The 25,000-nt window shown below is 48.9% G+C and carries 13 protein-coding genes; 6 read left to right on the forward strand and 7 right to left on the reverse strand.

Annotation, left to right across the window (positions count from 1 at the left end; genetic code table 11):
- The first annotated feature begins 235 nt into the window (after positions 1-235).
- Both ABF87_RS13225 and ABF87_RS13230 read left to right on the forward strand, forming a co-directional pair.
- Positions 236-2,458: a TonB-dependent siderophore receptor gene (locus ABF87_RS13225; RefSeq protein WP_240143686.1), complete on the forward strand. Its 2,223-nt coding sequence runs from the start codon at positions 236-238 to the stop codon at positions 2,456-2,458.
- A gap of 130 nt (positions 2,459-2,588) precedes the next feature.
- Positions 2,589-4,838 (forward strand): hypothetical protein, encoded by a 2,250-nt coding sequence (locus ABF87_RS13230; protein WP_160829590.1) that lies wholly within the window; start codon positions 2,589-2,591, stop codon positions 4,836-4,838.
- Positions 4,839-5,102: 264 nt separating this feature from the next.
- On the opposite strand, the gene ABF87_RS15365 is transcribed toward ABF87_RS13230, so the two are convergent.
- Complete coding sequence (locus ABF87_RS15365; RefSeq protein WP_160829591.1) at positions 5,103-5,759, reverse strand: hemolysin expression modulating protein; 657 nt, start codon at positions 5,757-5,759, stop codon at positions 5,103-5,105.
- Between the two features lie 277 nt (positions 5,760-6,036).
- Between ABF87_RS15365 and ABF87_RS13240 the strand changes: the two genes are divergently transcribed.
- Positions 6,037-7,596 carry an adenylyltransferase/cytidyltransferase family protein gene (locus ABF87_RS13240; RefSeq protein WP_160829592.1) on the forward strand — a complete coding sequence of 520 codons (1,560 nt, stop codon included), beginning with the start codon at positions 6,037-6,039 and terminating at the stop codon, positions 7,594-7,596.
- A gap of 70 nt (positions 7,597-7,666) precedes the next feature.
- Here ABF87_RS13240 and ABF87_RS13245 read toward each other — a convergent pair whose 3' ends face one another.
- From ABF87_RS13245 to ABF87_RS13270, 6 genes are all read right to left on the reverse strand, one after another.
- Positions 7,667-9,517 (reverse strand): ABC transporter substrate-binding protein, encoded by a 1,851-nt coding sequence (locus ABF87_RS13245; protein ID WP_160829593.1) that lies wholly within the window; start codon positions 9,515-9,517, stop codon positions 7,667-7,669.
- A 94-nt stretch (positions 9,518-9,611) separates the two neighbouring features.
- On the reverse strand, positions 9,612-10,760 hold the full coding sequence (locus ABF87_RS13250) for a trypsin-like peptidase domain-containing protein (RefSeq protein ID WP_160829594.1): 1,149 nt from the start codon (positions 10,758-10,760) through the stop codon (positions 9,612-9,614).
- 27 nt (positions 10,761-10,787) lie between these two features.
- Positions 10,788-11,219 (reverse strand): thioredoxin TrxC, encoded by a 432-nt coding sequence (gene trxC, locus ABF87_RS13255; protein ID WP_160829595.1) that lies wholly within the window; start codon positions 11,217-11,219, stop codon positions 10,788-10,790.
- A 39-nt stretch (positions 11,220-11,258) separates the two neighbouring features.
- Positions 11,259-11,576, reverse strand: a complete 318-nt coding sequence (locus tag ABF87_RS13260; RefSeq protein WP_160829596.1) for a chaperone modulator CbpM — start codon at positions 11,574-11,576, stop codon at positions 11,259-11,261.
- Positions 11,577-11,579: 3 nt separating this feature from the next.
- Positions 11,580-12,527, reverse strand: a complete 948-nt coding sequence (locus ABF87_RS13265; protein WP_160829597.1) for a DnaJ C-terminal domain-containing protein — start codon at positions 12,525-12,527, stop codon at positions 11,580-11,582.
- 113 nt (positions 12,528-12,640) lie between these two features.
- Positions 12,641-13,798, reverse strand: a complete 1,158-nt coding sequence (locus tag ABF87_RS13270) for an alkaline phosphatase PhoX (protein ID WP_160829598.1) — start codon at positions 13,796-13,798, stop codon at positions 12,641-12,643.
- A gap of 68 nt (positions 13,799-13,866) precedes the next feature.
- On the opposite strand from ABF87_RS13270, the gene ABF87_RS13275 reads away from it, so the two are divergent.
- The 3 genes from ABF87_RS13275 (at position 13,867) to ABF87_RS13285 (ending at position 24,999) form a co-directional block, all read left to right on the forward strand.
- Positions 13,867-14,280, forward strand: a complete 414-nt coding sequence (locus ABF87_RS13275) for a multidrug ABC transporter permease (protein ID WP_240143687.1) — start codon at positions 13,867-13,869, stop codon at positions 14,278-14,280.
- A 253-nt stretch (positions 14,281-14,533) separates the two neighbouring features.
- Positions 14,534-17,344, forward strand: a complete 2,811-nt coding sequence (locus tag ABF87_RS13280; protein ID WP_160829599.1) for a PAS domain S-box protein — start codon at positions 14,534-14,536, stop codon at positions 17,342-17,344.
- Between the two features lie 332 nt (positions 17,345-17,676).
- Positions 17,677-24,999, forward strand: coding sequence for a hypothetical protein (locus ABF87_RS13285; RefSeq protein WP_160829600.1), 7,323 nt, complete (start codon positions 17,677-17,679; stop codon positions 24,997-24,999).
- Position 25,000: the final 1 nt, after the last annotated feature.

The raw sequence follows: 25,000 nt of genomic DNA on the forward strand, positions 1-25,000 counted from the left end.
TGTAGATGTAACTCTTTGTTTCAAAGACATCTTCGATGTGCATATAAATTTTGTTTAATTCATTATGATAATTCGTGGTACCGCCGGTAGTCTTCTGTTCTGTTCACTTTTGATTATTTTGATCGTAGCATCATCGGTCACTGTTCCTCGAATAAGTTCGGCTGAATCCTTACCCAAAAACGCTTCACCAATTCAAGCATACAATATTCAAGCTGGCTATCTCTACGATGCACTGATGCAATTTTCAGAGCAAGCGGGGATAAAACTTGTGATCAATCCGGAGATGCTGCAGGGAAAAGTCACACCTGGTTTGGTGGGTAATTTTGAGATCAAAACAGGACTTGATCAATTGCTGATCGGTTCGGGCTTGCAACTCGTGCAACGCGCCGAAGGCTTTGCGATTATCGAAGCTACCACGGTTGCAAATGAGAAAGTCACGACACTGCCATCTATCCAAGTGACTGCAACCAGTACGAATCGTTATTCAGCAGTGAGTTCTACCACTGCAACCAAGACCAATACTTTGCTGCGGGATGTTCCTCAAGCTATTTCCGTGATTACGAATGAATTGATCAAGGATCAATCCATTCGTAACTTAAGTGATGCTATTCGATATGTCCCTGGAGTTGGTGTATCGCAAGGCGAAGGAAATCGCGATGCGCTAGTATTTCGAGGTAATCGCTCAACGGGTGATTTTTTTACCGATGGCATTCGCGATGATGTCGAATATTATCGTGATCTTTATAATATCGAGCGGGTGGAAGTACTTAAAGGTGCAAATGGCATGATCTTTGGCCGAGGCGGTTCAGGAGGCGTAGTGAATCGGGTCACTAAACAAGCCACTTGGGATCCGATCAGAGAATTTACTTTCCAAGGCGGCTCATTCAATCAAATGAGAATGACAGCAGATGTCGGGCATGTCGTTCATGAAAAGGTTGCCGTCCGCCTAAATGCAATTTATGAGGATGCGGGCAGCTTCCGTGATGGGGTCGACATGGAACGTCTCGGTATTTCTCCCACTGTGACATTTAAGCCGACCAATCGCACTAAAGTAGTGGTGAATATGGAGCGCTACCACGATGATCGGACGGCCGATCGCGGGATTCCATCTCTCATGGGGCGACCCGTGAATGTCCACGAATCGCAGTTTTTTGGAGACCCAAATCGCAGTAAGGCGAATATCGATGTGCTGTCGTTCAATTCCCTCATTGAGCACAAGTTTGATGCCGGTGTTACGCTGCAGAATCGGACTAATTATGCAACCTACGACAAGTTTTACCAAAACATATTTGCGAATGGTCAAGTTATTCCTGGTGTAAATTTATTGTCACTGGGTGCATATAACAATGCAACAACGCGTGAAAATGTTTTTAATCAAACTAATTTGCTCTATTCCCTTAATACAGGGCCTATTTTGCATACACTGATGGCGGGTATTGAAGTTGGGCGGCAAGAAACTCACAATCATCGACGGAATGGTTTTTTTAATAATGATCCAGCACAAGTCAATTTGCGCGTACCTTTAAGTAATCCGATCACTAATACTCCTGTCGATTATGTAACTAGAGATACAGATGCAAATAATCGTAGTGTGGTTAATGTAACATCGTTATATATTCAAGATCAGATTGAGGTATTACCGCAACTGCAATTAATTGCCGGGGTTCGCTACGATTTATTCGAAGTAGATTTTCAGCAAAAAAATGCAGATAAAGAACACCTAAAAACTAAAGATGGCTTGATTGCACCGCGCTTCGGGGTCATTTATAAACCTATTGCGCCTGTCTCATTTTATGCCAGTTACAGTCAAGCCTATGTTCCACGTGCCGGCGATCAATTGACAGGGATAACCATAACAACGGCAGTATTGAAGCCAGAAAAATTTACGACACTCGAAACTGGGGTTAAATGGGATATTCGCCCCGATTTAGCACTGACAGGCGCTGTATTTCAACTAGACCGAACCAACGTCATCACGGCGGATCCGAACGATCCATCCCGAACTTTTTTGGCTAAAGGTCAACGCACAGAAGGCGTCGAAGTCAGCTTGAATGGTCAATTAGCTTCCAATTGGAATGTTATGGGTGGGTATGCTTACCAGACCGGCGAATTTACAAGCGATTTGCCGGGAATAGCAAGTAAGGGCGCATCGGTGGGAGAACTTCCACGCCACACCTTTTCAATTTGGAATCGGTATGACCTTACTCCTTGGTTGGGTGCTGCATTTGGTGTGATTTACCGCGGCAGTATGTTTGCCTCCGCGGACAATACAATAAAAATACCCGACTTTACACGCGTCGATGCAGCGCTATTTGCCCGACTAACGAGCAAGGTCCGTGCGCAATTGAACATTGAAAATTTGTTAGATACCAACTACTTTGCGTCCGTCCATAATAACAACAATATTATGCCAGGATCACCTATAGCTGTTCGTGGCACTCTCATTGTCAATTTTTAGTGATTTCTAGAAAAATAAACGTTATTTAAATTGATTTTGTAAATTAGAATAGTAATAATTCTCAATATAATAATAATAAAAAGTTGTTTTTGAAAAGTTGTATTTATTTAACCTCGGAAGGAGTTTACAAATGTTTTTACTAAAAAAACTCATAGCTTCAATGAATAAGTCATTGGCTATGGGATTAATACTTGTCGTACTCGGTATGGGAGGTACGGGTGCGTTTGGCGCAGCGAATACCCAAGCAATTGAAGCAGCTGTTACTGCTTATCAGACGATTGGTACTCTGCGGCAAGCAACACCAATTAATGGGGACGCAATTGCCAGTGCTTATGCCGGTGCATTACAGACCCTTGCACAGGAAGTTGATACAGACAATAATTTGAAGCTGGATAGCGATATCCTGGCTGCAATTGACGAGATCAAAAGTGGAAATGAACCGGCCTTGGCGAGTCAAGTAGTCGACAAGACCCTACAGCGGGTTTTTTATCAGATTGTTTTTAACCGTATGTCAGCGATGCGCAGTCAGTTTCCGACTCTAACAACCGCAGAATTGGTTCCGATGCTGGATGAAATGGTGGCAGCCTACCAGGCGATTTCGGGAAATGTTGCAAGGGTCAACCAGGTACTCAGTGCGGATAAGTTATCTATTGTGGAAGGCAGCAATCCTGCAGCAGATGTTTCGTTCAATGAATCCGTCGCACGAATCAGAACGGCACTGAATAAAACCAATCCCCAAGAAGATGCAGGCGTTCTCGCAGTTGAGCGTTACGTTACCAGGATATCATCACTGACTCGGGCGTATTACAACGCTGTTTTGCGAGAAGTAGCGGGTGCAATGGAAAGTAGGAATACCGATGTAGAAGAAATGCGTAAAGAGCTCAAAGAAGGGGAGATTTTTTATCGCATTATCGAATCGAATATTGCTCGCGATAATCCCGTAGGTAGCTTACGCATTAAATCCCGATTGACAGGTGATGGCTCAGATCTTGTCGCAGATGAGATAGTGAGCGACTTAAATTTAGGGATGCTTGGTCGATCAAGAGGTGAAATGGCGAATATTGCAACAGCAGATAGCCGTGAAGGAAGAATGGCGGAAGCTTCAGGAACAAGGGAATTTGCTCAGATCTTCATGCCTGATCTTGAGTTACGCATGGGAGCTACTGTACGTGACAACCTGCAAACCGCACTGAATGATCTGAACAGTGCAGTTAAAGCTGACGATGCTGCTAAATCTGCACAAGTTCAAGCTGCCATAACAGCGATTTTTGACGACTATGAGCAAGCGCTTAATTTAACAGCATATACGCCTACAACCGATACAGCGCTGGTCGACAATGCCGTTGTCGGTTATCAGGCGATTGCTGATGCACTTGCAAAAGATCCTATAGATGCGAATGCCATTGTTGCTGCGTATGGAGGAGAATTGCAGCAAGTAACGCAAATTATTGGCCAAATTTACGGCTTGCCAAGCGATCAGGATATTCTGGCGGCTATTGAATCCATCAAAAATGGAACCCAGGTGGAACTGGCAGGGCAAACAGTCAATAGATTGCTGCAGCAAATCTTTGCGCTTGGCATTTATAACCGGACAACAATGGTACTTGATAACTTCGACAGTATGTCATCGGATCAATTGGCACTGGAGTGGGACAGAGCGCATTCTGCCTCTGCGGCGCTTATTGGTGTCACTAGCGGAACTACCAAGGTTCTGACAGATGATAAGCTAACGATACAGGATGGCACTAACCCAGATCTGGACGATCAGGTTACATTTGCACTCATGAAGGGTAGGGAAGCACTGGCTAAAGCAAATGTGGACGATCGGAATAATGTTGCGATAGCACGGGAAAATATCATTATGCCGTTGGTTAATGGTTTCCTGAAAAGCACGTTGGGTGAAGTTGGGGGATTGATAACCAATAGAACCACCGATGCTGATAAGGCCAAAGTGGATCAGAAAGAAGCTGAACTTCTCTACCGCACCGTCGATGTATTTATTGCTCAGGATAATCCATCAGGCAACGGCGTTATCAGAACCCAATTAACGGGTGACGTGGCTGACGTGGTTGCTAATGAAATTGTTATCGAAATAAGCAAAGGAATCATTGGTCAGGTAAGAAGAAATATTAGCCAAATTGAATCAACGTTTGCTGTTGACATGAATGAGGCCGCTCTCGCTGCAGAGAGAGTCGTTTTGAATGTGAATATCTTCCTTCCTGATTTGGAGTTACGTTTAGGGTCACAGCAACGCATAGAAATGCAAAATGCACTGCAAGATCTTAAAGAAGCGATTCGCACGAATGATGCTTCCAAAGCGTTAGTTGCTGGTTCAGCTATTAACGAAATCATTGCAGCGTACGAGGGCGAATTGAATTAGATGAGCTCAAGTAAGTTAGTAGTAACCTAGTAACACAAAAAGCTAAAAGAACTGATTGTGCCTTGCCATTAAAAACTTATGGTAAGGCACAGTTGTTTTAAGCTATCAATCTGCACTGATGAAAACGGGTTATTCTTACTTAAGCGAGAAAAAAGATTACGGCGTATCCGGAAATTGTACTTGTACTATTTGGTATGAGGATACTCCCAACAAGAGGTTGGGAGTAAATTAGAACAACAGGTTTAGATTGGTAGCCGAGGATGCTTAGAGATTAAATACAATCATGTCGGGTGTGATTGAGGCAGGGGTGACGCCAACGCCGATGACCTCAATGTATGCTGCACCGCCCAAGAATTCAGCAGTAAAGCTGCTACTGGTGCCGATGGGGCCATTATCGGTAATTTTTGTGATGTACGACAGCAATGTCGGAACATCCTGGACTCCTAGAACTGCTGAATCAAAAAACAAACGATCCTCGGTTAATGAGAAATCGGCAATCTCAAAATTTCCTAGGCCGTAAAAACCAAAGGTGTCTTTGCCAGCACCACCATTAAGCCTATCAAAATCTCCTTTACCTTTTACGAAGTCAACCGGTACGCTACCACCCGCTCGTAATATGTCATCACCCGCACCTCCAAACAGTTTTTCGGTGCCGGGTCCGCCATCCAGATCGTCATTTCCATCTCCGCCAGTCAATATGCCATTACCGAGGCCTTCTTTCAGAGTATCATTTCCGCCTCCAGCTTCTATTTCATCATTCCCATCACCAGCAATGATGACATCATCTGCATCATCACTGAGATAGAGTAAGTCAATACCTTCTCTAAAACCGGCGGATCCAATGCCATCAAATGCAACACCATCAATGAACTTGGTGGCTCCAGAACCTAGACTCGTGCGAGTTACTGTAGTAATTGTCATAATTTTTCCTCAAGATTGTAGTAGGGAATGTTTATATTAGGTATAAGTAGATATTCTGCTCATTCGAATCATTCGAATTGAAACATTGAATTTCAGAGAAAACTTCTAAATATGCACAAAATAATTTCTTATCTCATCAGCAGCAAAATCCTTAATGAGAATTATTCATATTATATGGAATAATCGTTAAAATGCAATGAGCACCAGCAGGGCTGCAGGGTATCGGAATATTGTAGGTATTTTTATAAGCGAAATATAAATTGATTGACTATAAAACATGACCGAGAAGCTGGATGAATTACTGCGGAAAGCGAGAGACTTCATTGCCACAGGTGAACTGAATAACGCAGATGAGATACTTGCACGATTAAAATTGGAACACCCATCCTCGCAGCATGTCGCTAAGTTATGGTGTTCTCTGGCAATAAGAACGGATCGTGCGGTTGAAATCCCTGCTTATGCCGAAAAATTTTATGTCCAGGCACAAGGTGATTTTCATAAAGCGCACTGGGCACACATTTTAGGAACTGCCCACTTCATGTCGCTTGATTTGGCAGCCACGCATCGCTATTTCACCAGTTCTCTCGATCATCTGTTAACACTTACAAAATCAAGAAGAGCGCCACCATATCGAGGAGATGACATCCTGCAGCAACCCGAGCAAAATATATTTGTTTCCGGGGTAGCGGAAGAACTCTTGTGGAAGACATGTGCCGAATTGGCAAAATCAGGTATTCAGGCGTTCCCTTTTGCCGGTACTTTATTAGGCTTGGTACGCAACGGAAGCTTGTTGGATTTCGACAAAGACTTGGATATAGGGGTATGGATGGAATCTTGGGAAGCCTGCTGTGCCGCATTGGAACAAGCAGGCTGGATCAGACCGTCGATGCGCATTAATTATGCCAATTATCGTGACTATCTACATCCGGAACTCGGCGTAACGTTGGATGTGTGCGGTCTGAAAACGCAAGGCTCACAAATCAGAGGCGGTTTCTGGTTACCTGATCATAGCGCTGAGTATCAACGTGTGTCGATTTTTCCATCATTTGATTTAATGCAGCGTGAGACTGACTATGGCCCAGTTTGGTATCCGCGGCAGCCCGATAAAATTCTGGCGGCTTTTTATGGGGATTGGCGCACGCCTAATCCTCACTGGGATACCGTGGTGTCCGCGCGCAATTTGGAAAACTTTACCATGTTGGTGCGTTGTTATGCCTATCACAGATTAATACAATACTGGTTGCTGGGTGATTTGACTAAAGCTTGGTGCTATGCCCATCAGATTGCACTGAAAGATCCGGATGACGTACTGGCGCTGCGCAGCCGTCAATGGCTGGAATGGGCGCTGATACGGTTGCAGCGAGAAATTCCAGCGTGGCCTAAAAATCAGCGGCAAAAACGAGTATATACCCGCATGGTGGCGGATTTGTTTCATGAAGGGCACGTGAATTTCCTGCGCGCGGCAAAGGCACTGGGGACGCATCTGACGGTATGCGTCGTATCTGATGAACGTGTGGTCGAAAACAAGGGAAAACTGCCGGTGATGAAACAGGCCGAGCGCGCAGCGGTTGTGGCAGCTTGTGGATACGTCGATGCGGTCATGACCGAGACGCCTGACGCTGTCACGCTGGAGTTCATGCAACAGCATGGTTTTGATGTGTATACCTTCGCTTGCGCATCCGGGCAGGAACGCCAGGACAAGTACGCGCTGTGCGAAGGAATGCCAGCGGGAATGATTCAGGAACTCGCCTACACGCCGGGTATCTCCACCTCCGATCTGGTAGATCGCATTCTGGCGGGCGCTGGCGTCAAGGAAGAAAACAAGCAGAGCAATTGAACCGTGGTGGATTGAAAGAGATTGAGGCCTTATCGTCAGCGTAGTGCTGAAAAGACGATGAACGCGATCATTACTCCGTTTTGCTGGGCAGCACTAACCGTCTTGACCAGCCGACGAGTAGATCAGCCAGCAGGTGCGGGCCTATCAATCCGCCGATGAGGCCGGTCAGCATGGCATTGACGATCGGTTCGGTGCCAAATGAGGGAATCGGTATCCAGCCTGACAGTTGTTGACCATAAAATGAACAAAATGTCAGCAGCAGGCCGGTCATTATTCCAGTCAGTACTCGTATCATCCAGCTTAATACCGTGAAAGGCGCGCGGCTGACGGCGAGTATCGCGCCGACGGCTGCGGCGATGGCAGAAATGAAATAGTGATTCGATAAATCCACGCGCGTTTGGGTTCGCGCTGGAGCAAACGGCGCATCCAGCACTTTGAAGTTGTACAGACCCCGCGGCAATAAATGGAAGCGTTCGATGGCCTGGCCGGCGGAGAACGTTACCCAGCGGTCTTCGATCAGAAATTCGTGATTCGTTGCCTCATCGATGCTAAAAAGACCCAACCGTGCCGACTCGATGGCATGCGCATCGAGCTGCACTTCGACCGGTGTTTCCAGCCATGGATGAACGGACTGGGCAGAAAGCTGTATCCAAGGGTGAGTCTTGAGCGTATCTTCGCGCGCGACACCGCGGGTAATGCGATAAATGGGTGCTGTCGGGATCTGATCCAGCTTGCCTTGACTGAAACTGATGCTGCGCCAGGGTTCCAATGAATCGAACGTTTCGCTCTCGAGTACCTGGAGCAAACTTTTACGCACCTCATGAATGTCCGGCAGCGATTCCTGACCGCTGAGGACGATGCGTAAAGCACTATGCAGCACCATTGCCGCTTCGTAGGCTGTCATCACAAAATCGGCGCGGTCTTTTTTAGCGCGGTCCTCGAACTCGTCGAGCAGCTTTCCCCAGTCACTTCCTAAGCCCGTTGTCGGCGCGCGTGCGGGATCCAATACCGGATCGCCGATGGTAATCGAGCCTGCCGGGGCTTCATCGAATAGCCGCTTGTTGGAGCCCACGAAAAAATAATCGATATTCGAACCCAGCGTCGACGCATTCAAGCCATTCACCAGCGATAATGATCCCGGTGTATCGCCCAGCAATACGATGCTGTCGATGCTGGATTGCTGCAATAATTGCTTGAATGCCTCGGTGAAGCATTCGCCGCTGCGCATGGCGTCAATGTCAGTGAGATATGCAGTGCCTTGATGGGAGCAATTGGACTGAAGGATTGCGCGCCATGACAGGTCAGTGATATTCGGGGTATAGAACCGGTTTTTGAGAGAATTCTTCAACCCTTCACCATAAGGATTGTCCTGATACAGAAATAAAAAATGCTGTTCTCCCTCCTTTGCTTTTTCCTGCTTGATGAATGTCGCATATTGACCCATGCGGTCGGCATCATCGAAAATCAGGCGGAAAAAATTCTTATCCCTGAGTCCGGAATCGGTAAGCTCTGGCGCGGTTGACAGCGCCGATATCACCGGCAACTCGAGTTGCTGTTCGCGGAGTATTTTCAAGGTTTCTTTTGTCGAGCCGCTGTTGACCGGCCCGAGCAACGCCACCACATGATCTTCATGAGTCAGATGCAAGGCGCCTTGGACGGCTTTTTCAGGCAAGCCGTTGTCGTTCCACGGGATCAGATCCAGTTTGATGTGCAGATTGCCGACTTGCAGCGGCGGCAGATGCGTAAATGCCAAGCGTATGCTTTCCTCATGCGATTCACCGGCTAATACCGCACTGCCATCGCCTTTGGGGGAAATGACGCCGATTTTGAGGGTGTTGTCATGCGCTTCGACAATGCCGTTGGTCAGCGTTACGCAAATAATGCCAAGGGTGAGTAAAAATGACTGCAGTGATGATTTCAAAATTTTTCTCCTGAGTACCCCCGTCATCATCACATGCGCACCGATCAGGTCAAAACAGGGTATACGGTTTCATCGGTTGGGTGTGTGGGAGGGGTTAGTCCCCGGCTTGCAAGGTCACCGGTATGTCGATCTGCTGGTTTTTTCGTTGTACGGTGATGCGGATGGTATCGCCTATTTTGTAACTATCGATGCGCGCCAGTAATTTAGAGACCGAATCGATGGGCTTGTTCTCCAGCGCAATGATGATGTCATTGGCGATGATGTTGCCGTCCGGCGTAAGGGTTGCACCCTGAAGGCCGGCCTCGTCAGCCGCCGATCCCGGGGCGATGCTCAGAATCACCACGCCATTGACCTGTAAACGCTCCACCAGGCGATTGTTGAGTTTTTCATCGACGGTGATGCCCATCGCCGGGCGGATATATTTACCGCGGCTGATGATTTGAGGAACGACGCGATTGACGGTATCCACCGGTACCGCGAAGCCGATGCCTGCACTGGTGCCGCTCGGGCTGTAAATGGCGGTATTGATGCCGATCAGCCGTCCTGCGGAGTCCAGTAACGGCCCGCCGGAATTACCGGGATTGATCGCGGCATCCGTCTGGATCAAGTTGTCGATGGTGCGCCCGTCTCCGCCGGGTAACGAGCGATCCAACGCAGAAATGATGCCGGTAGTGAGCGTCCAATCCAGCCCGAAAGGATTGCCGATTGCAAAGACTTTCTGGCCGACTCTCAAATCGTGGCTGGTGCCCAGGGGAACGGGGGCCGGGCGTTCAAAGCCGAAGCCGATTTTCAGCACCGCAATATCATGGGCAGGGCTGGCGCCCACTAACGAGGCTTTGTAATCGCGCCCGTCGGTCAAGCGAATAATGGCTTCGCTGGCGCCTTTGATGACGTGGAAATTGGTGATGACGTGACCTTGATCGTCCCAGATGAAACCGGAGCCGTTGCCGCTCGGAACAGAAAAAATATTTCGTGTCCAGGCATCCATCACCCGCTGGCGGGTAGTAATGAAAACTACCGAAACACGGGCGTTCTCAAATAATTCGATAGTGCTTTTTTCATCTTCGGCCAGGTTGCCGCGTGCTTGCACCACCCGGGGCTCAACGCTGGCGCGGTTGCCTCCGCCCGAAAAAAAATTACCTCGTAGCCCATCCGAGGAAAAGAAATATTGAAAACCCAGTATAAGCAACAGGACGATCAAGGTCGTCCAAAACAAACGGGGTAAAAATCCATCAGGGGGCATGTGTGTTCCTTTTGTGGTGATGATGCGCTACTTAGTGGATGCCTGCGCCCAGCGCACCAGATCCGGCTTGCTCAGGGCGCCGGATTGCCGCGCGATTTCCTGTCCATTCCTGAACAGTATCAAGGTGGGAATGCTGCGGATCGCATACCGCGCCGCTAATCCTTGTTGCTCTTCGGTATTGATTTTAACCAAGCGCATGTTCGGTTCCAGAACAGCGGCAGCTTCGGCGAATGCTGGCGCCATCATGCGGCAGGGGCCGCACCAGGATGCCCAGAAATCGACCAGCACCGGAATATCGTTTTGAGCGATGTGGCGTTGAAAATGCTGTTCGGTAAGCTCGGTCGGCCGGGCACTGAACAATGGATCATGACAGGCGCCGCACTTTGGCGATGCATTCAGGCGTTCTGCCGGTACGCGGTTGGTGGCGTGGCAGTGGGGACATACGATATGTAGAGACATGAGGCAATTTCTCGAATTAATTCATAATTTAGCAGTCGTTTATCGCTGTTTCGGTTCGATCGCTTTGAGGTGGGTACGAAGAAATTCGATCTCTTCCAGCAAATCGGCGACCAGCCCAGCCAATTCGGGGTTGCACTCGAAATCCCTTTCTACAGCGATGATTCGTTTGACGCGCATGAAGTTGCGGCTGTCAAACAACCATGTAGCGGGATCAGAGCTACTGTATTCCTCATTCAGCAGCAAGTCGAACTGAACCCGCTCGATCACCCATTCGCGGCTGACGTGGCAACTGTGCGCCAGTTCATCCAGCGTGAATCTCGCGTCTTCCAATAAAATTGCATCGATTTCATGCGGCATGATTTACACTCCGAGATGTTGACGGGGATTGAATCCAAGCTCCTGCGCCATGTTCTGATAGAACTCCCGCGCTTTGGGCGTATCGGCCGGCGGCAATACGATTTCCACCACGAGATACAGATTTCCTGGCACGGCTGCGGGAATGCCGCGTCCCTTCAAGCGCAACTTTTTGCCGGATTGGGAGTGTTCGGGTATGCGAACTTCAACCAGTCCATCCGGCACCGGTATTTTAACCGTAGCACCCAATGCGGCTTCCCACGGTGCGACAGGCAATACCGCGTAGACATCCTTGTTTTCGATGTTATAACGTGCATGCGGTTTGAAATTCACTTCCAAGAACAAATCCCCGGCTGCTTCACCTGCTGTTCCTGGGCCGCCCTGTCCCGCCAGGCGGATGACTTGGCCGGTGTACACCCCTTTGGGAATCTTGACATTGAGCATATGGTCGGTGAGGATCGTGCGTCCTTGCTCATCCAGTTTAGGCATGCGCAGGGTCAGGCTGCGCGTGGCGCCATGATAGCTATCCTCGAGGTCGAGCATGATTTTGGCGTGGTGATCTTCGCCGCGCATCCGGTGCTGCGCATGCCGGTGCCGGGCACCCATTTGCTGAGCGAACAATTCGGCAAAGAAATCGCTGAAATCGGCAGTCTCGGCGCCATTGAAGCCTCGGCCGCTGAACTCAAAACCTGCATCCCAGCCGGGTGGCGGCTGAAAATCGCTTCCCGCTTGATACCGTCCGCCCTGCGCCAGTTGATCATAGGCGGCACGTTTTTCAGGATCGGAAAGCACCGTGTACGCCTCATTGACCTCCTTCATGTTCTGTTCGGCATTGGGTTCCTTGGAAACATCCGGGTGATACTTGCGCGCCAAGCGGCGAAAAGCTTTTTTGATGTCGTCGGCGGCCGCGTCCCGTGAAATGCCGAGTATTTTGTAATAATCCTTGAATTCCAAATCATTCTCCCGGTATGTCGCGCTATCGTTTGATCAGCATAGGATTGCCTGAGGTCGAAGAAGTTTAAGGAAGCTTTGAAAACCACTGCGCTTGACCAATTTGCAGTGCTTCTTTAAAACGGGCCGGTAATCTCAAACGTGACGCCATCTTCGATCCGCCCTGTTTTGCCTCGTTGTGAACTGAAGTATAAGCGCGAACCGTCCGGACTGAAAGCCGGGCCGGTGATTTCCGAGCTGTCATGGCCGATAAGCTGCAAGACCGGAACAGTTTTGCCGGCGGTGAGCGCCACGATTTGCATATTGCCCTTGTCTTCGGCAACGAACAGATCCCCCGCAGCATTGCCGATGATATTGTCAACCCCGGTCAGTACCGGCCACGTGAATAACGCCGCGTTGTAGAGAATCGACAGATTCTGCTCACGGATTTGATAGGCCCAGATGCGGTCATCCCCCTTGGTCGTGAAATACACCACGCCATCGTGGTACCAAATTCCTTCTCCGCCGTTAAAGTGGCTGCACTGCGAAATCTGTTTGCGTGTCGGCACTGTGCTGGCCAGCGGATCGGGCACACGATGCCAACGAACCGGCCCTATGACGCCATCGATGACCTCGGCGATTTCGAGCACACCGTCATCCAGATCCGGATTTCCATGCCTATCGAATGAATGGGCGGTGTAGCGATAGAGACAACCGTCGGGTTCATCTTCCGTCAGGTACAGTTGCATGTTTTTTGTATCCATGGCAGCCGCTTCATGCTTGAATAGCCCCAGCGCCAACCTAAGCTGGGCTGCCTTGATGCCAAACGGATCGCATTCCCACACCCGGCCTTTGTCGGTTTCCTCGCAGGATAGCCACGTTCCCCACGGCGTGACCCCGCCAGAGCAATTCCGATGGGTGTGCGTCAGAACCGGATAGGCATCGATGATTTTCCCGCGAGCATCGAAACGGAGTGCGCCTACGCCGCCGGCGGCCTTGTCGGCTTCACTATTGGAAACGTATATCCAACCTCCATCCGGCGTGGCGAAGGTGGCACCACCATCCGGGGCGGCATGCCATAGGTAGCCGAACTGTGCTTGTCCTGACCGCGCGACAATGCGGGAAGTGAATCCGGCAGGTAGACGCACCCCATTCCGATCGGCCGGGCCTAATTCCCCGAACGATAAAGAACTTGCTCTTAACAGCGGGGATAACCAGCTATTGCCAACAAAAATTCCCAATGCCATGAAACCGGATTGCAATAACTTGCGCCGTTGGGGATTGAGGGTAGTCATCGAGAAGAAGATTTACAAAATGATCATCAGCCAATTTATCAACGCAGATATATTACAATATTGCACGAATGAATGACCACTCCAAGGAAAGCGGATTTGCCATGCTGCCATTATTGAAACCGATCGTCGCTGCGCTGATGTTTCTGATCGTATTGTTTTTCATCAGTACGATGCTATCGATTACCACGAACCAGCCGATATGGTTACGTGCCGCTGTTGCGCTGGCAGGGGCGTTGCTAGTCGGGTGGTCGGCCTGGAAACTGGCTGGGAATGAAAAAGTGAATGTCGGTCTGGCCGTCCTCAGCGGTGCGCTGATGCTGGGCGGGTTATGCTTCATTATTGGATTTCTGGGGCCGATGGTGTTTGCCAAGGATACCAGTCAAGGCCCGTTGATTGGCGTATTCATTGCTGCTCCGCTGGGGGTGATCACCGGCGCAATTGGGGGTTATATCTATGCGTCGAAGCATAATGAGCGTGCATGAGCAATGTCGTGCCACAGCACTATGAATTTCAATGGCTCTCGACAGATCGACTCAGCTTGTTCAGGGAATTCGGTGGCGGAACACGATGAATGCGTGTTCAATTGCGATGCGCTGTGATGTTTTTTATTTATAACCGGCGACCTCAAGCTCTCATGCCGAGATTGATACAATAACCGTGGCATGACGAATGTTCTTGCCATTGCCGAATAGCGATAGACTATTCCAGTTCTTCAGGGTTTAGCGTATGAGCGAGATGGCAACACCTCCACCAACTTTCTTTCAGCAACGAATCATCGTTTTTTTACCTGTCATTCTGGTTTTCGCATGCTTGGTGGCTGTGGGATACTATGTCGACCACCTGAATACCCGCAATCATGAGCGTGAAATGCGAGTTTCGGTTTTTAACCAGCTCAGTCTGTTACGCGCGAAGCTCGAAGGGTATATCACCAACAACGTGCAACTCGTGCAGGGGTTGGCTGCATCGATTTCGGTCGAACCTGATCTCTCAGCAGAAAAATTTACCCAGCTCGCGCGCTATCTGTTCAATGATCGCTCGCAATTGCGCAATATCGGCGCTGCGCCTGATCTGGTGATACGGTACATGTATCCGCTGGAAAATAACGAAGCGGCAGTTGGTCTGGATTATCGTGATCATCCGGCGCAATTGCGAGCCGCCTTGAGTGCCCGCGATAATGGCAATCTGCTGTTTGATGGTCCGGTGGATTTGGTTCAAGGGGGGCAGGCTTTCATTGCCCGCATTCCGGTATTCCTAAGTGGTGCGAATGGCCAGCCAAGGCAGGAAAAAGCTTTCTGGGGCATCATTTCGGCGGTGATCGACATTGATCGATTATTCAACGCCAGCGATCTGAAGAACTTTGCGGGTGAATTTGATATCGCGATCCGGACGGAAGAGGAATATGATCCGGGCGGCAAGGTGTTTTTAGGCGATGCGACAATATTTGACCAACACCCGGTGCTATTGAATATTGCCTTACCATCGGGATCCTGGCAGATGGCCGCGGTGCCGAAAGGCGGGTGGGCCGCTGCTGCCAATAATCCGCTCTGGTTCCGGATGAGTCTGGGTCTCATCGGTTTGCTGATTCTGCTGCCGCTGGTTGCGATCGGTCGGTTTCAACTGAAAAAACGTGACAGCGAGACTCGCCTGCGAGCGTTGTTCGATATGTCGCCGGTCGGAATTGCATTGAACGATTACAAAACCGGCCGGTTTCTTGAAATCAACGATGCCTTGCTGGCTTCTTCCGGTTATTCACGTGAAGAATTGCTCACGATGACCTATAAGGACATTACGCCCACCGACTATGCTGCGCTGGATCAGGAGCAGCTTGAAGATTTGCAGGCAAAAGGTCATTTTGGTCCTTATCAAAAAGAATACATTCGCAAGAATGATGGCCGTTACCCCATTCAATTGAATGGCGTGGTGATCTATGATGCCGCCGGCAGAAAATTGGTCTGGTCAATCATCGAGGATATATCTTCGCGTATTCAGGCAGAGCGGGCGTTGCGTGAAAGCCAGGAAAAATACCAGCGATTGGTGGAGGATATCGGCAATCAGTTCGTGATTTACAGTCATCGGGCGGTTACCGGTGAAGTCACTTATGTCAGCGGCGGCATTCAGAAAATGTTTGGTTTGACGAAAGAGGATGTCATCGGCAAGTCGTGGGAGGGCATCATCAAGTGGTTGCCTGAATATCGTGAGCGCGCGAAGGCGATCATTCAACAGATTATTGAAGGCAAACTCGGTTTCACGCAATTCGACCTGAGTTTCATTCATCCTGGCGGAGACTTGCGCACTGTTCGCGTTTCTTGCCATCCGGTAAGAACATCAGCGGATGATTTGTCCATCGAAGGAATTGTTGAGGATATTACCGAACGGAAAAGCGCCGAACACGCGTTGATCACCGCGCGCCATGAGGCTGAACGTGCCAGTAAGGCCAAATCTGAATTTCTTTCCAGCATGAGCCATGAGTTGCGCACGCCGATGAATGCCATACTTGGTTTCAGCCAACTGCTGGAAATGGAAGATCTGAGTGAGGCGCATCGGAACTATGTGCAAGAGATCAAGAATGCAGGTTTTCATTTACTGGCGCTGATCGATGAAATTCTCGATCTGGCAAAGATCGAGGCCGGACGCATCGATTTGCGGCCGGAACCGGTGAATATCGGTTCGCTCGTCCAGGAATGCATTACGTTGGTCGATAATCTAGCCGACAAGAAAGAAGTGACCATACACTACAGCGAATTATCTTCTCGGATTTTGCATACCGACCGTATCCGCCTCAAGCAGATCATGCTCAACCTGATTTCCAATGCGATCAAATATAATCGTCCGGGTGGAAAAATTCACATCGACGCGAAGGAATCCAGTCCTCCCGGCCGTTTGAGAATCATGGTCACGGATACCGGCATCGGAATTGCCGCGTCCAAGCTTACGGAACTTTTTCAACCTTTCAACCGGCTTGATGCTGCCAATAGTGACATCGAGGGCACCGGCATTGGATTATCACTGACGCGCCGCATCGTGGAATTGATGGGCGGCATCATAGGTGTGGAAAGCAAGCCAGGCTTGGGAAGTACATTTTGGTTCGAGTTGCCCATGGAAGAATGCGGGGACTACCTGAACCCGGCCGAAACGAGCATCGATCAAGCGGATCCCGAACAACTCTCATCAGTGAAGCCGCAGACGATCGTGTATATCGAGGATAACGCCGTCAATCTTGAGTTGGTCGCCAAAATACTGGCTTACCGTCAGCATATCCAACTCATTCCCGCCGCGACGCCCGAGCAGGGCATCGAATTGATCAGAATGCACCGGCCCGATCTGGTGCTGCTGGATATCAACCTGCCCGGCATGAATGGTTTTGAAGTGCTAAAAACCCTGAGAAATATCCAAGGCTGTAGCGATATACCTGTCATTGCACTTACGGCGCGCGCCATGGCCCATCATATCGAAGAAGGTCGTGCCGCCGGATTCGCCGACTATCTGACCAAGCCGCTCAATGTATCGCAATTTCTGAGCTCCATAGACCAGCATTTGACGCATTAGCGGAAAAATCTTTGCAGCACAGCACGCTGCCTTTCCACTTTTCTTCCTTTCTTTCTGGATCAGCAGGCGCAATTTTGCGCCAACGCGTTCCTTTATTTCGCGTTTTTCAGGATATGTGATTTTTATCACAGCCCATCGATTGGCGATCATTTAATGTAAACGTGGCGGATGGGCTATCGAACTCTGATCGTAATGCGTCCTAGAGTGCGTGAAGCTGAGAGCTAATCCAGCAAAATCATTGGGCAAACGCTGCGACTACTAGCCGTCAGAGAATTGAAAGGAATACGAACTGCGCAGGAAAAGCTTTCGACATTAAAGAGGGGGAGGGGATCATGAACGGTCTGGATAAAAGAGGATGCAAAAAGATCATCGTGTTCGCAATGTTCAGTTGGGTAACGAGCGTTACCGCGTATGCCGGGCAATGTCCGGAAAATGCATTGCAAGCTGATGTGGTCGCGATCGATCATCCGATGGTGTTTAACCGGCTCGGCGCCCAGAATGTGAATTGGATGATGTACGCGTTGCGGCATGACATCGTGGATACCTCGGATTCCAACAATTTGAAGACCCTTGACTATAGTGATGCAGGCAATGCGTTATTTGAAAAAGCAAAAGAAAAAGCAAAAACAAAACATAAGCATATGAGCCTTGACATCGCTCTACGTCCCGATCTTCGTCCGCGTCCACTGGTGTTGAGGGTTGCTGCAGGCGATTACCTGAAAGTGAATTTCACCAATCTATTGCATCGTAAACTCAAGCATTATCCTGCACCCGAACCAGATTTTCTCGAACCTGAAACAGACGAAGAAATCAAGCAAGAGCCTCCGAGCCCTCCTAATCATGCCAACCCCTTTGATTATCCGGATCCCCTCAAGGGCATCGATCATCCGCTCGAGCGACCACCTAAAAATCGCTTCGCTGAAAATCCAGACAACAAAAATGCCGACCCTGAAAGAATTACCAGCCGAGATAAGCCGCTGACAGAACCAACTGAAACCGACCTTCATCGGATCTATACCAGCAATGATCAAGTCGCGAGCCGCCATGTCGGCTTTCATCCGCAGGGTTTGGAGCTGGTCACCGGCATCAACGACGATAGCTCGTATGTAGGAAAAAATGACAATAGCCTGGTTGTGCCAGGTGAAACCAGAACGTATTGTTTCCGTGCCGAGAAAGAAGGTGCTTATTTAGTGAGCAATACCGGTGCCGTATTTGGCGGCGAAGGTACATCCGGCAACAGCGGCGTCGGATTATTTGGTGCAGTTACGGTGCAACCGAGCAGTCCACAATTCAGAAAGAAGCGCGATAAAAATTTAAGAACACGCTTTTACCGTGCGCAAGTTACCGAAGAAGAATTGCGCCTTGCTAGCAGACAAGATAAAAATGGAAATCTAGTAAAAACAACCACGGGGCAACCCATTATCAATTATGAAGCTACCTACCCCAATGATTGTAGTCGCAACGGTGTCTGGTGCAAGGAAGGAAAAGCAGGCAAGCCGATTCTCAATATCGTGCAAAATAATCGAATTATTCATGGCGATATAAATGCCTTAATCGCGGGACCCAATAATGATGGCAGTTTTCTCCAGGATACTTACCCGTTAGAAGCCATCGGAGAAAGAAATCCTTCTCTTCCCAATCGACTCGAACCTTTTCGCGAATTCGTGTCGATTTTCCACGATGAAAATGCCGCAACCCAAGCGTTTCCTTATTTCTTTGAACACCCTGAATTGAGTCACACCCTGCACGGCGTGCGCGATGCCTTCATGATCAATTATGGCTCGGGTGGAATTGGTGCGGAAATTATTGCCAATCGATTAAAAGCCGGGCCGATGAATGATTGCCTCGACTGTGCCTATGAGGAATTCTTTTTGTCTTCCTTTGTCGTCGGCGATGCTGCGATGTTGGTGGACAAGCCAGCTAATCTTTTCACCAGTCAGTGTCAACCTGAATATGTGCGAATGATCAAAGATCCTCGCGATCCTAAAGGAATAAAAGAGATTCCAGATCCTAAATTTGAAAAAGAGCGCGCTCATTACTGTACCCAACCGCGTGAGCAGCGGGCGGAATTGGCTTATTACCCTCATGACCCTGCCAATGTACACCACAGCTACATCGGGGATTTCGTGAAATTCCGCAATATGCATGCCGGCAAGGAGCAGCATATCTTTCACTTGCACAATCATCAATGGTTGTTTAATCCGAATGACGACAATTCAAACTATATCGATGCGCAAGGCATTGGGCCGGGTACGGGCTATACCTATGAAATTGCGTTTGGCGGATCGGGCAATCGCAATAAAACGGTGGGTGACGCCATTTTTCACTGCCATTTTTATCCGCATTTCGCGCAGGGCATGTGGTACCTGTGGCGCAACCATGATGTCTTTGAGAAAGGAACATTACTTGATGTATCTATTCATAAAAATAATTCTGGGAAAGAAACGATCGGATTTCACAAAATACCTTTTGCATTGAAGTCAGGCAAACCACACACAACAGCACGTGCTTTGCCCGATGGGGAAATTATTGCGGGGGCGCCAATTCCTGCCATCGTTCCATTGCCCGGTAAAGGACTGGCACCGATGCCGTTGAACGTCACTGTAAAACCCAAGGAAGTAAACGCGATTACCCGGCATGAAAACGATGATGTGAAATCTATTGAAACAAAAATAAACGGTTCCGTGGCGGTGGTCGATATTCCTGTCGATGCTCAGAAAAGCGGCCATTTCCCTAATCCGGGCTATCCTTTCTGGATAGCCGGTGCAGCCTACTATACTGAACAGGGTAGGGGAATCGATAAAAAGGAACAGTCGGTATCCATCGGTACTCGTCCTACAACGCCACCGCTCGATATGTGCAATAAGGAAAATTGTCCAAAATTGGCGGATAAATTATCGGCCGCCACAGGGCATGACGGTGGATTGCCGCGGCATGCACTGGGCGGCTTTGTTGAGGGGGGAAAAGCACATTCCAAAATTGATCGCTTAACCGCTGAAAAAATCGTTGAGCTGGCGAAGCCGATCTATTATCCGGAAGAGGGTACCCGGCTCGAGCAGATGGCTATGACGTTTCATGAACAGCGAGAGCATGCGACCGTTAAATTAGATCTTTTAGGAAATCATTCTCCTGCAGTATTTATTGTTAATGGCGCCCCTCGTGTTCCTGGCGCGCCGTTCAATGAGCCTTGTATGGATGACGATGGAAGAATACTGAAAGAATTTGGAGACGGCAAATTCTTCGGCGGAGCACATCGCGATAAAAGTGAACTGATTAAAAAATTTATTAACGTCAAAGATTCATTGCCGAATGGAATTGAATTCGGTGCGCTCAATCCGCGCATTTATAAAGGCGCCAATATTCAACTGGACGTAGTGTTCAATAAACTCGGTTACCATTATCCTCAGCAGCGTATTTTGTCGCTATGGAAAGATGTTGGAGACTTGTTGGCCAAAAAGAAAGCGCCTGAACCGCTCGTGTTGCGCATGAATACCTTCGATTGCGCCATGTATGCGCATACCAATCTGGTTCCCGCCGCTTTTTATGCGGATGACTATCAGATCACGACACCCACCGATGTCATTGGCCAGCATATCCATTTGCCGAAATGGGATCTGACCTCAGCCGATGGCAGCGCGAATGGTTGGAATTATGAAGACGGTACTTTTTCACCTGATACCGTGCGTGAACGGATACACGCCATCAATAAATGGAATGAAGGCGTTCCTGAATATCTCAAAATCAAACCCTCGAATGGAGAGAAAGAACTTACGCCTTCTGCTCATCCTTATTTCAATGGTATAGTCATCGCAGATCATCAGCTTAATATTAAAAAAGCAAAGATTCTGGAACTTCCTCATCCCCGAGATTCTGAATTAAATGTAGATGAATGCGTTTATCTGTGGAAGCAAGAGAAAGGTGATGCATTGGCGTTCCAGATAAAATATGGCAGTAAGCCTGGTATGTGCAACTGGCTGGGTGCGCGCACCACACTACAACGCTGGTTTTCTGATCCCATCGTTAATCGGTATGGCATTCATCGTGGCTTGGGTACCACTTTTACCCATGATCATCTTGGCCCTTCCACGCATCAGCAACTGGGGCTTTATGCGACGATGCTGACCGAGCCGCCGGGATCCGAATGGTGGAGCAATGAACTTGATTCGAAGAGCGCTAAGATCAAGCTATATGATACATCTCAGCGAGATGACGGTGGACCGACATCGTGGCAAGCAGTAATAACTGGAAAAGATGGACATAAAATTGATGTAAATCAGGATCGCGATGATGATTCACATCGTGAATTTTTCTTGCAGTTCGGAGATTTCCAGCATGCCTATGTGAAAGATGCCTTTTATGGTGTCAATGAACAAGGTGTCGGTTGGATATGGGAAGAAAAAGATCCTGAAAATTTAGGGAAGAAAACTTCCAAACCGACATCAGTCAGCTTTCATCAAGCCATCAATCCATCGGTCAGGAAACCTGCTGATCCGGCGTCGCCTGATATCATTGCATTCAAACCTACCTGTCCGGGAGGAAAAAATACTTCACGGGATAGCCTTTTACCCGGGGCAGTTTATTTAGATAAAACTAATTTCTCTGACTCCCAACTTTATAATCATGACGGTGAGCCTTTGCGCCCATGCCCTGAGGCTATTTCGGCTGACGATATCGGCATGATGGTGATGAATTACCGGAACGAACCCATTGGTGCGCGGGTGTATGATCCCAAGGCGATCGGTCGCGATGGAAAAAAAGGAACGCAAGCCGATGGCATCAGAGGCGATCTTGCCTATGCGATGCAGACCAGAATCGATCGAGCCATAGCAGTATTGAATGACGATACGGGGCATACACCGTATGAGCCCTTAACGTCAGGCATATTTCCAGGTGACCCTTTTACGCCTATTTTGCGTGCTTATGCGGGCGATCAAATCCGAATCAAAATTCAAGGTGGCGCTCATGAGCATGAGCACAACGCATCCATCAATGGTTTGACATGGTTGCAAGCAGGATCCGGGTTTGGACAAGCGCCGCATTCGGGCTGGCGCAATTCGCAAAATGCCGGTTTATCAGAGCAATTTACCTTCCACGCCAATGTCATCGATTTTGAAAGCCCATTCGGCATAAATGACCGGATGTATACCGTCGATTCAAGCCAGGATGGTCTATGGAACGGTGTCTGGGGGCTCATCCGCAGCTATAATCGTGCGCGGGTGCATCAGAAACTGATGCCATTGGCCAATAATTCAGTGCCGACTCTGCTGGCCCCTGGAAAGGAAGAGGAAGGGGAACGAGTCGATCGCGTTTGTCCGGCGGATGCCCCGAAGATTACCTATAATATTTCTGCTGTGCTTGCCAATGAAGTTCTTGACAATGCTCTAGGGGTGACGCTTCCTGAATGGAAATCGAAGGATTATCGGTCGCAGGAAAGGCAGTGGCGGCGAGAGGCAAACCGGTCTCATCTGAATCCTGCGGGTGGAACCCTGGTATACAATCCACGTCAGACCGAAATCAGTATTCAGATCAATGATGACGAGGGTAACCTCGTGAAATCTGAGACGTTCGGGGCAGGGCCGTTGCATGATCCTACGGCAATTATGTTCGTGCTCGATGAGGATCTGGAAAATGGCAAGCTGAAATCGCATTCACCGGTCGAACCTTTGGTATTGCGTGCTGCCGCCGGTGATTGTATTCAGATCCATCTGACTAATCTTTTACCGGAAGATCCCGATAAAATGCCGGATCTGGATGGACAGACGTCATTATCTGGAATCATTCCACGCAATTGCCCGGATTTAGGAAGTCATCGATCAGGTCAGTGTAAACGTGATTCTGAGAACGCAAAATCAGCGGTGACTTTCAACAATAATCTCATCCGGCCTTCCAACCATATTGGTTTACATCCGCAAATGGTGCACTACGATGTGCAATCGGCAGATGGTAATAATGTCGGCTTCAACGAGGTGAATACGGTAGCACCAGGAAAAGCCAAGCGGTATAGCTGGTATGCGGGCACTTTGGAAGTCCCTCCGAATGTGTGCACAGTAGTTAACGAAAATGCTGACGAGGCTTATAGGCTCCTTAATCTCTTTGCTCTGCCGAAAAAAGCACCATTATCCTCGGCCGATTTGTTTTCTGCTGCTAATTTCGTTGAAAGCATTATCAATCTTAAAATTAGAAGATTGGCTGATTTGGAGGATGAATATCCTAAATTCAAGATCGACGATATTTTTAAACCCGGAAATACCGTTTTCTTTAATCCTAAGAATCTAAACAAAGAAGAATTCAAGAAAATGGTATTGAATCATTACCAGAAATGGCGGCTCATTGACGATGATTTTCTAAAGAATAATGCTTTTTTTATACAAGAAGCGGCTACTCTCGATATTTCTTCCGATAATCAATGTTTATCAGCTTTGAAAGACAAGAATCAAGTGACTACGGAGAATTTATTTGATCGCGGGAAGATTATCAAAACGTTGGCAAGATGTATTGAATCAAAATTCAATAAGCCGCTTGAAACGCTGTGGCCGATTTCTCAATACACAACGCGGCTGGTTTCGCTCAAGCAAGAAAATGATCAATGCACTCCCGCCCGATATGTGGCCGTCGAATATGGCGCCACCAACCTGACGCCGCCCGACCGCATCAAGCAAGGCCAGAAAGGAGCGATAGGTGCGTTGATCCTCGAGCCTGAAAAAGCGACCTGGCAGGAAAACGATCGAGTCATCGACCGGCAGGTATCCAATGCCAATCAATCTGCCATGCGTGCCACTCGCACAATGGCGGATGTAACCTATCCAACCGCAACTTCAGTACGCAAATTCCGCGATCTGGTGATGATTCATCAGAAAGGTCTGAACTTGCGTTACAAGGATGGTAAGCCGGTTGCCAATCTGGCGGCTGAGAAAGAAAATGCCGGAGAAAATCCGTTGCAAACTGCGCCGGAAGATGCGCACGACTCTGGACATATGGCGATCAATTACGGTGCTGAGCCGTTGTGGTTCCGCTTTGGCTTGCCACCGGATGCGCCGTTTGGCAAGTCGGGATTTGGCGGAGCCGACAGCGCCTGGCAGGCTTTCAGTAATCAATGCTGTGATAATGGGGCGGACATCGGCACTGTCATCAGCGCCGACCGACCTGTCAATGAGCCTTACGTACCGATCCTGAAAGCCTACGCCGGCCAGGAAATGCGGTTGCGCGCCATATTGCCGACAGGGGTCGGGCGTGCGTCGACGATGCAGTTGCATGGCCATCACTGGATGAGAGATCCCTATTTGTCTGAATTCGTTGATCCGGAAGGATATCCCAGAGGCGGTAACCGTCATGGCATCTATAAGGGCAAAGAGCTCATCCAACTGGGGTGGGGAATGCCCTCGAAATGCATCGGCGCCAATGCGCTGGCGATGCATCTGGGTGGCCAGGAAAGCGTGACGCCGATGTCGCACTTTGATCTGGTTTTCCCGAGTGCTGGTGGCTTACATGAAGTTACCGGTGATTATCTCTGGCGTGATCTCGGAGGGTTCGGCATTACCAATGGTTTATGGGGGTTGGTGCGGGTTGAGGATGCGCCCGCGGATTATCCCCAACCTAGCCGCAAATCACTGCGTACTAATTGCGATGTCGTAGCTACCGTTGATGGGCAGCCATGAG

Origin of the sequence: Nitrosomonas sp. JL21 (genome assembly GCF_009833095.1) — a bacterium.
Lineage (GTDB): Bacteria > Pseudomonadota > Gammaproteobacteria > Burkholderiales > Nitrosomonadaceae > Nitrosomonas.